Here is a 9,298-nt window from a genome sequence, read left to right as displayed (position 1 = left end):
CAACACCCTTGGGCCACTTCTTGACGTTGTTCACCCGGATGCAGTTCACTTCTATATTGGCCGGCCTATGCTTTGCCTGCCGCGACAGAACCAGCTCCTATTCGCGAGGTTCCCCCGTCGTGCGATCCTTCGCGGGGATGTAGGGGCTGGCGGCTGGGCGCCACATGATGATCTCGGGTGTGGGCGCGGGAGTCTGGATCTCCCCCAGCACAACGAACCCACGGGAGGCGTAGAGCTTGGCTGATCGCTGGCTTGTTGCCTCGAGCCTCGCAGCATCCGCTCCCACGCGGTGGATTCCGTAGTCCAGGAGCTTAGAGCCAATGCCCCGGCCGCGAGCATTGGCGTTCACGATGATGACCTCAAGGTGCCAGGAGGGGAACGGCAGGTGCACCTTGGACGAGGCACGCAGGTACTTGAAAAGAGTCGGAGCCGACTTACCAAGCTTACTGACGATCGGTGCCGCCTTCCGGAGGGCTCGCAGAGGCACTTCCCCACCGGGTTGCGTCCACACCGCTGCCCCAAGGAACTCGCCTTCGTCCTCGATGACGTCGATGTATCCGTGCTCCAGCACGTGCTCAGCCACAATTCCGTAGAAGTCGGTCAAGATCCCTTCGGCATCGTCCGACTTGCGAAGGATCCACCCCAGGGAGGGATCCTCGGCGAAGGTCTTGCCGAGGGCCGGGATGATGACACCGAGATCACCACGATTAGCTGATCGAATATTCATAACTTCTCCGCTCAATGCTGGCAATGGTCTGCTCGAGAACCGGGGTGGGGATGCTGTGCGTGGCTGCAATGCGGACGAGGTCGTGCCCGAGGGCATCGAGTTCTGTTCTATTGCCTGCATTGACGTCTCGGCCAAGCGAACTATCCGCGTCATCATCGATGCTCGCGAGATTGTCCATGAGCTCGGATGCCGTGGTGGGAACGCCCTCAGCGCTCGTGATGGCAGCAATCTCTTCCAGGAGCGGTTCGGAACCCTCCCGGGCGGGGCCAATCGTCGCTCCTGTAGACGCGGTCAGGAGCGCCATGGGTGCGAGGAACCTGAGCTTGTCCCACAGCACCCTCTTCTCACTTCCACCAAACCTCACGTCCATCCCAGCTTTCGTGAGGATTCGAGGGATATCCCAGTCCTTCGCGGCATCCTCGAGCGTGATGATGGAACCCGCCGAGTGGTGCAGATACTGCCCCGGGGCTACGCGTTCGGAAATGATCCTGATGGAGCCACAAGTTGTTCGCGGGCTTGGGATCTCGTGCACGACATCCCGATGCGTAATCCCGTTGCACAGCGCGACGATCTCCTGCGGCTTTGAGGCCGCAATGCTGTCACTGATCTCGGGAATCGTGTAGCTCTTGGCCGCAATGACGACGAGAGAACCGGGAGTCGGCTCGGTCCGCGCAGGAACCTTGACATCGATGTCGCCGTACTGCTTCGAGCGGAGGCTGATTCCTCGCTCGTTGATGACGGATGCGGTGCTTGGCCGTGCAACCACCTCAACGTCGAATCCTGCCTGACCGACTACGCCGGCAAGCACTCCACCAATTCCACCTGGACCAACAATACTTAGCACAGGATCCAGCCTACAGCGCCACCACTCGAGAGGACCTCAGAGGAATAATCTTGTTCAACAATTCCCCAGAATACAACACTAAAGTCCTAGAATTTCGCATATCCGAAACTTTAGAGTCGAGGTTTGGTAATCTTATTCAGCCGGTTGTCACGCAAGGGAGGTAGCTGTGGAAACGGGTGACGTTCTGTTTGCCTTTGGGATCACGCTCGCGGCGGGTCTAGCCACCGCCATTGGTTCACTCATCGCGTTCCTTCGCAAGACCCAATCCCCCGCTTTCCTCTCAGCCATGCTCGGGTTCTCTGCTGGCGTCATGATCTACGTGTCGATGATCGAGATCTTCCCTAAGGCACAGCAGGCACTGACAGCGGACTTGGGAGAGCAATGGGGACCATGGGTCACCGTTCTGGGCTTCTTTGGCGGCATGGGCCTCATTGCCTTCATCGACCTCGTGGTTCCAACAGAAGCCAAGCCCCACGAGCTGTCGACAGTGACGTCCGGACTTGATACTGAGCAGCGCCGCAGGCTCATGCGCATGGGCGTGCTCACAGCCATCGCGATTGCGGTTCACAACTTCCCCGAAGGCTTCGCTACCTTCCTCTCCGCCCTCAATGATCGCGAAGTCGCCATTCCCATCGCGGTGGCCATCGCCATTCACAACATTCCCGAGGGCATCGCAGTCTCCGCCCCGATCTACTACGCCACGGGCAGCAGGAAGAAGGCGTTCTGGCTATCGGCCGCCTCGGGCCTCGCTGAGCCTCTCGGTGCTCTCGTTGGATTCTTTGTGCTGTCAGCCTTCGTGTCCGACACCCTCATGGGAATGTCGTTCGCGGCCGTTGCCGGCATCATGATCTTCATTTCGCTTGACGAGCTCCTCCCCTCGGCCGAGGAGTTCGGCAAGCACCACATCGCGATCTACTCGCTTGTGGCGGGCATGGCGGTCATGGCCCTATCACTCCTCCTGCTCAGCTAAGAGCAGTGCAGATACTCATCCCAATTGGACGCGATGCGGCAATATCAAGCAGTTGTGAAAGCGAGAGCTGACTCGCAGTAGCTGACTCGCAGTCACCTACTCGCGGTTTAGCTAGAGACCAACCTTGTCAAAGGCGTCGATGGCAAGCTGTCTGCCGGCCTCAATGACCTCGGGCGCCTTGTGGAAGTCAAGGGTTCCGCAGATCGCGGCGGGAACTTCGATCTTGACGTTGACCGGGTTCGCAGCTGCTCGATAACGCTCAATCATGTCCTGCATGGTCTCCAAAGCCATGTTCACCACGCTCATTGTATTCAGGTCCGCGGGTAGCTTACCGACCTGAGTCCAGTCCTCAAGTTTCTGGGGTGGTCCTTCCTGGGTCTTGGGATTCGTCTTCTCACTGTCGTTGAACAGCTCATCGCTGAGGAAACCGGCGTTGTCCTTGTTGCCGCGCTTGAAGACACCAACGTCCATGAGTCCAGCCACGCCGCTGCGGAGGCGTTCGGAAAGCTTAAATTCCCTGCTTTCGTGGGTTTGTCCCTCTTCCCCTTCCACTTCATCCATGAAGGCCGAGGCAGAGTAGTTGGAGTTGGGGCGGCCGCTCAGGGACACCGAGATCGTGAGGTCGGAAGGAATGGCGGAGGTGGGTTCGATCGGAACCGGGTTCATGAGCCCACCGTCGGCAAGGATCTTGCCGTTCACCATGACGGGTGAAATAAAGGTCGGGATTGCGCAGGAGGCCCTCATGGCGGTGGTGAGGTGGCCGCGCTGGAACCAGACCTCACGGTGATTGACAATGTCGGTTGCGACGGCGGTGAACGGAATCGATAGATCCTCAATTCGCGCTCCCCCGGTGATGGAGTCAATCGTGGAGAAGATTTTTTGCGCCTTGATGATTCCGGGCTGGTTGAAGGCCGGGTCATACATGCGGAGGACATCGAGGTGCGTAAGCCCTGAGGCCCAGTCCGCAAAGTCATCGAGCTTCCCAGCCGCCTCGAGGCCACCGATAATCGATCCCATCGAGGTACCGGAGATGACGACGATTTCGTGACCCCGCCTCTTAATCTCCTCGATCACACCAATGTGAGCGTATCCGCGGGCTCCACCCGATCCCAAGACCAGAGCAATCTTCATTTCATTTCTCCTACCAGCTTCTCTCTGCCACGATACAGATTCTGACTGGAATCTTCCGCAAGACAATTCAGCATCGACGAGACTCTTTCATTTACTCGTTGCCGCCTCCGCTTCACTGACTGCCATCCTTCCGCGGTCACGACACGACCACTCGCGGTCATGACACAAGCCGTTCTGCGGCGTTGTCATGCGCGCGGAAGAAGAGTCTCGAAGCTCGAGATGGCCGTGGCATTGAGGTGGGCAAAGCACAGAGACCGCTTGGATACAAGGATGGCCGGCCAGGGAGTTAATCTCTGGCCAGCCACCTCTCGCTTCCTTAATATAAGGAGCAACATCAGTTGTTCTGAAGGGACGCCGTCAGTTGCGAAAACTAGGCATTCGCGATGGCGTTGCGGGCGCCGTCGTAGTCAGGTTCCTGACCAATCTCAGGAACCTGTTCGGTGTAGAGCACGGTGCCATCAGTGTCGACAACGACAACGGAACGAGACAGAAGCGAGGCAATGGGGCCGTTCTCCATGGTCACGCCGTAGTCCTCACCGAAGGAGGAACGGAAGGCGGAAGCGGTCACGACATTATCGATGCCTTCTGCCGCGCAGAATCGGTTGAGCGCGAAGGGAAGGTCGCGGGACACGCAGAGAACAGTCGTGTTCGGGAGCTCTTCAGCAATCTTGTTGAACTCGCGGGCGGCCTTTGCGCACACTCCAGTGTCGATCGAGGGAAAGATATTGAGAACGACTCGGCGTCCCTCAAAGTCACTGAGGTGGATGTCTTCAAGATCAGATCCGACCAGGGTGAAGTCGGGAATCTTAGCCCCAACCTCGGGAAGCTGGCCAACGGTCGTCACGGGTGCACCACGGTATGTAATATCCATAACACCATTGTTACGAGGTCACTGTTGGACAAGCAAGACTTTTCACCCAGCAGAATAAGACGTTGCGGATTATGTCGGCACTGTTTCGTAAGCTGGGTCCATGAAGAAGCCATCCGTGACTTTTGTCCACAGCTCCGATTGGCAGCTCGGAAGGACCCGCCGCTACTTGGGCGTTGAGGCCCAGGCCAGGTTCACGGGCGACCGCATGCACACCATCGAGACCATTGGCGAGTTGGCCAAGAAGGAGGGCGCCACCTTCATCGTAGTCGCGGGAGACGTGTTTGAGCACGCCAACTTGAGCCCGCGGGACATCGGCCGCTCCTTTGAAGCCATGGCCGAGGTTGAACTTCCCATCTATTTGCTTCCAGGCAACCACGACCCACTTGGCCCCGGCTCCATCTGGCACTCCACCGCGGTCACGCAGGCAATGCCAAAGAATGTCACGCTCCTGGACACCACCGATCCGGTCGTTGCTGCACCGGGTGTCGAGATTATTGGCATTCCCTGGCACTCGAAGAACCCGGGCAAGGACCCCATCACTCCCGTCCTGAGCTCTCTAGATCCCACCGAGAACGTTCGCATCCTTGTTGGGCACGGCATGCTCCGAGAACTCGATCCCAACCGGGACTCGACGGACTTTGTCGACAGCGCCGCGCTTCGCATGGCGATCAAGTCCGGACTCGTCGACTACGTCGCCCTGGGAGATCGCCACATTGCGTGGACCGACCCCGAGACGGGAGCAATCAACTACTCGGGCACCCACGAAACGACCAGCGAGAACGAGAAGACCCGAGGTACCGCGCTCGTCGTGACGATCGACGGGAAGGTGACAACCGAGCTCCACGAGGTCGGTCAGTGGCTGCACCAGCTCGTGACACGGTCAATCGATTCCGCCGAGGATGTTCAGTTGCTCGCGGAGGATCTGGCCGAGATCCGCTCCAAGGACCGCACGATCATCAAGACCGCGTTCACGGGTGGACTCTCCATCTCTGCCGCAGCGCAGCTTGATGGCGTACTCGACAGCAACAGGGACCTGTTCGCGGCCCTGTACGCGTCCAAGAGCAAGACGGACCTGACCGTTGTACCAGACGAAGCCGATGCTTATTCACTTGGCCTATCGGGATTCGCTGCCGATGCGTTCGCTGAGCTTTCTGCCGAGGCGCAGGCCGGGGATCCAACTGCAGCAGATGCCCTGAAGCTTCTCTACCGAATTGGGGCCGAGCAGTGAAACTACACTCCCTCGAAGTCACCAACTTCCGCGGCATCTCCCACCAAACCGTGGAGTTTGGTGACGGAATCACGATCGTCTCGGGACGGAACGAGTCCGGCAAGTCCTCTCTCATTGACGCCTTCGACTTCCTCCTCGATGCGAAGGCCGGTTCGCAAAAGGTCGATATCAAGCTCGCGCAACCCGTAAGCCAAGACGTTGGGCCCGAGGTCGAGGCCATCTTCACGGTCGGTCCCCACAAGCTCAAGTACTTCAAGAGGTGGATCAAAAAGCCCGCGACGGAACTGACGTTCCTCAGCGGCCCTCGATCCGGGCAGTCCGAGACCGGAGACAGCGCACACAACACGGCTACGGCACTGTGGGAGGACCTCGACGGGGTGCTCTGGAAAGCACTGCGTCTCATGCAGGCAAGCGCCCCAAAGCAGGAGGCCCTCGGCGCATCGACCTCCCTTCAGAGAGCCCTCGGCCAGGAATCCGGTTCCGCCATTGATGACCCCTCGTCCGCTCCCCTGCTCGAGAAGGTCTCGAGGGAAGTCGACAAGTACTACACCAACACCCGCAAGTCCTACAGCAAGAACGTCACGAATGCTGAGGAACGGTTCACCGTCGCGAAAGATCGCGTCGCCCACGCAACAACAGAGCTGGACAAGCTGGAAAGCGACGTTCGTGAGCTACAGGACCTGACCGAGGAAGTTGAACGCGGGTCCGAGAACTTGAGTCGCGAGTCTGCACGGCTTTCGGAATTGGAGGTCGGCGCTCAGTCCGCCAAGGACGCCCAGGCGCTTCTCGAGATCTCGCAGCGCGCGGTCGATTCCCTTACCAAGGACCGCGACGCCAAGCAGGCGGCTCTCACTACTCGTCAGGGCCTCGTTACTGCCCTGACCGAGGCGAACGAAGAGCTTGCCGCACTTACTCGGGCACGCGACGAGAAACAGTGGGCTCTCGAGCCGAAGAACAAGGAAATCGAGGAAGCCAAGGCCACGGTCGAGGAGGCGAAGAAGCAGAAGAAGCTGGCAACTGAAGCACTAGCCAGCGCGAACCTCTTCGTCCGACAAGCCAACACCCGCGAAGAAATTGAACGGCTCTCTGCCGTTCTCACCTCCTACGACGAACTGACCGAGGAAATCTCCACTGTCACGGCTCGACTGCAACCGGTCGAACAGGACCTCGTCGATGGCGTCACGGATCTCGAACGCAGGATTGAGATCGCGGAATCCACTGCAAGGGCGGGTGCCGCGCACGTCAGCGTCGAGAGCCTTCAAGACGCCACCACTGTCCTCATCAATGGGGAGGAACAGGAACTGGGGTCGGAGCCACTCGACTCCCCCATCCTCTCCACCTACTCCGTTGAACTACCCGGCCACCTCCGCGTCACCGTCACGCCCCATTCATCGACCGCGGAGGATGTCGAAGGTCTCGAGGCCCTGCGCGAGGACCTTGCCGAAGCATTGGCGTCAGCCGGTGTCAAGACGTCTGCCGAGCTCAGGACTGCGCGCACTTCTTACGTCAGTGACCTGACGTCGATCGAACGGCTAAAGGAGCGACGGTCCGATCGGTTGGATGGGCGCTCCGCCGACGAGCTGAGGGACGAGCTCTCAGAGAAGCGCTCCTGGATTGAGGCGCAGGGCGAGGCCGTCGAGGGCGACATCGACAAACTGACGGAAGACGAACGAACGGCCTCCACTGCCGTCGACTCAGCGGAGGCAGTGCTCCGAAGCAAGGAGGAGGACTCCGCCAAGCTCAGGAGCGAGCTATCGAAACTGGCGGGACAGCTGGAGAATCAACAGAGCTCCCAGCAAAGGGCCGAGCAGAACCTGACCACCGCTCGCGAGCAGGCGACCGATGGCGAGGTCGAAACAGCTCTCGAAGAGTCGGAAAAGGTTCTTGAGAATGCTGAGCGGGATGTCGTCGCGGCCGAGACGAAGCTCGAAGAATCCGGTGGTCCCGAGATCCTGGCCGACTACGAGAACTTGTCGAAGCACGTTGCGGGGCTGGCAGAAAGGCTGGCGGAACGTCGCGGAGAGGTCACGGTCAAGACCGCCGTTCTCGATTCCAAGCAGCGGGTCGCCATGCAGGACGAACTCGACGATGCCGAGAAGGAACTGGATCGTGCCGAACGGGAGTATCGTTCACTCCTGGCTCGCGCCCACGCAACCAAGCGCCTTGAGGATGTTCTCATCAAGCACCAGACCGAAGCACGCCGCAAGTACGTGGCGCCGTTTAAGGATTCACTGGAACGGCTGGGACGCTCTGCCTATCAGGACAACACTTTTGAAGTCACCGTCGACAACAATCTTGCGATCACGCACCGCAGAAAGAACGGCAAGACCGTCCAGTTCGAGAGCCTGTCCACCGGCGCGAAGGAGCAGCTGGCAATCCTCGTACGGCTCGCGGTGGCCTCTCTTGTTTCGTCTGAGGATGCCGTTCCCGTCATGTTCGACGACACCCTGGGCTACTCGGATCAACGCATGCTGCACAGGGTTGTTGATCTGATCGGGGACACGGATACCTCAGGTCAGGTCATCATCTTCACCGCGAACGATGATCGGTTTGCTGGGATCTCGGATGCCCGACGTATCAAGCTCTCGTAGGCGAAACGGCATCGATCCGGTCCTCGTCCTTTTGCCGGATGGTGGAACTCTCGCAGAGCGGGTGCATTCGACTCTCTCGGCCAAGAACGCCCGGGTGACCTTTGACGAGATCGCGGAAGCGATCGATGCCGGCGATGTTGGTCTTGTCGATAGCTCCACCGCCTTCGTTCACAGGCCCGTTCCCGACGAGGTCGACATCGAGCTCCCGGTCCTGCTCGAAACGGAAAGGCTCATTGCGGTGGACAAGCCCTCCGGGATCTCTACTACTCCGCAGGGTTCGTTTGTTGCTCGTTCCGTCCTGGTTCAGGCGCGCCGCCGGTTTGGTGACGTCTCCTGCGCACATCGCCTCGACCGCGCCACGTCCGGTGTCATGCTCCTCGTCAAAGATGCCGAATTCCGTGGCACGTACCAATCCCTGTTTGAGAATGGCCTGGCCACCAAGACGTACGAGTTCTTTTCTGAGAACGTCACGGCTCCACCTGCTGTCTATCGGTCGCGCCTCGAATCCGTCGGCCAGAGGACCGCCCAGGTGGATGGCGAACCGAATGCGGTCACGGAGCTGACGTTGCTGGAGGACTGCGGAGGTTTCGGACGGTATCGCGCGCTTCCCCGCACCGGCAAGACCCACCAGATCCGCGTACACGCCGTAGCCTGCTCGATCCCGATCATCGGCGACACTCTTTACGGCCCCGGCGACGGTTTCCCCGATCGCATCGAACTCTTGGCCCGCACTCTCGAGTTCATCGATCCGGTGGATGGCAAGCCAGTCAGGATCTCATCAAGGCAAGAACTACAGCACCAGGAGTGACACTCTCCGGCGCTACGAAGCGTCACCCCTCACTAACCGTGACTCCTTCGCTGCCTCGTGTTTCTAACTTTTGAGGGCTCTTCATAATTGAGTGTGTAGCGGGCGTTTTGCGCGTCGTGGCATGAAAC

8 protein-coding genes are annotated in these 9,298 nt (G+C 59.4%); 4 read left to right on the top strand and 4 right to left on the bottom strand.

All coding sequences use genetic code 11. From position 1 onward, the window contains the following. Positions 1–97: 97 nt before the first annotated feature. Entirely contained in the window at positions 98–727 is a 630-nt protein-coding gene (locus tag QMB98_RS04645) for a GNAT family N-acetyltransferase (RefSeq protein WP_371684507.1), read from the bottom strand. Beyond that, positions 708–1,571: a ketopantoate reductase family protein gene (locus tag QMB98_RS04640; RefSeq protein WP_371684506.1), complete on the bottom strand. Its 864-nt coding sequence runs from the start codon at positions 1,569–1,571 to the stop codon at positions 708–710. The genes QMB98_RS04645 and QMB98_RS04640 overlap by 20 nt, the downstream gene beginning before the upstream one ends. A 166-nt stretch (positions 1,572–1,737) precedes the next feature. Between QMB98_RS04640 and zupT the strand changes: the two genes are divergently transcribed. After that, entirely contained in the window at positions 1,738–2,541 is an 804-nt protein-coding gene (gene zupT / locus QMB98_RS04635; protein ID WP_371684505.1) for a zinc transporter ZupT, read from the top strand. Between the two features lie 111 nt (positions 2,542–2,652). On the opposite strand, the gene QMB98_RS04630 is transcribed toward zupT, so the two are convergent. Continuing rightward, entirely contained in the window at positions 2,653–3,672 is a 1,020-nt protein-coding gene (locus QMB98_RS04630) for a patatin-like phospholipase family protein (RefSeq protein WP_371684504.1), read from the bottom strand. A 370-nt stretch (positions 3,673–4,042) separates the two neighbouring features. Then, positions 4,043–4,543 carry a thiol peroxidase gene (gene tpx / locus QMB98_RS04625; protein ID WP_371684503.1) on the bottom strand — a complete coding sequence of 167 codons (501 nt, stop codon included), beginning with the start codon at positions 4,541–4,543 and terminating at the stop codon, positions 4,043–4,045. Between the two features lie 115 nt (positions 4,544–4,658). On the opposite strand from tpx, the gene QMB98_RS04620 reads away from it, so the two are divergent. From QMB98_RS04620 to QMB98_RS04610, 3 genes are read left to right on the top strand one after another with little or no spacing between them, the layout of a single operon-like run. Next, the gene (locus tag QMB98_RS04620; protein WP_371684502.1) at positions 4,659–5,771 is read left to right on the top strand and encodes an exonuclease SbcCD subunit D; all 1,113 of its coding nucleotides are present in this window, start codon (positions 4,659–4,661) and stop codon (positions 5,769–5,771) included. Continuing rightward, entirely contained in the window at positions 5,768–8,362 is a 2,595-nt protein-coding gene (locus QMB98_RS04615) for an AAA family ATPase (protein WP_371684501.1), read from the top strand. The genes QMB98_RS04620 and QMB98_RS04615 overlap by 4 nt, the downstream gene beginning before the upstream one ends. Beyond that, the gene (locus QMB98_RS04610) at positions 8,337–9,170 is read left to right on the top strand and encodes a pseudouridine synthase (protein WP_371684500.1); all 834 of its coding nucleotides are present in this window, start codon (positions 8,337–8,339) and stop codon (positions 9,168–9,170) included. Before QMB98_RS04615 ends, QMB98_RS04610 begins: the two co-directional genes overlap by 26 nt. The last annotated feature ends 128 nt before the right edge of the window (positions 9,171–9,298 follow it).

It is taken from the genome of Flaviflexus sp. (assembly GCF_041440645.1).
In the GTDB taxonomy this organism is placed as follows: Bacteria; Actinomycetota; Actinomycetes; order Actinomycetales; family Actinomycetaceae; genus Flaviflexus.
Note: the sequence above shows the minus strand (reverse complement) of the source record. Positions and strands in the feature narration are given on the sequence as shown.

What these genes read in the sequence shown, in the direction of transcription:
- QMB98_RS04645 (WP_371684507.1), bottom strand. Translation starts at nt 727, where the DNA reads ATGAATATTCGATCAGCTAATCGTGGTGATCTCGGTGTCATCATCCCG.
- QMB98_RS04630 (WP_371684504.1), bottom strand. Translation starts at nt 3,672, where the DNA reads ATGAAGATTGCTCTGGTCTTGGGATCGGGTGGAGCCCGCGGATACGCT.
- tpx (WP_371684503.1), bottom strand. Translation starts at nt 4,543, where the DNA reads ATGGATATTACATACCGTGGTGCACCCGTGACGACCGTTGGCCAGCTT.
- QMB98_RS04610 (WP_371684500.1), top strand. Translation starts at nt 8,337, where the DNA reads ATGCCCGACGTATCAAGCTCTCGTAGGCGAAACGGCATCGATCCGGTC.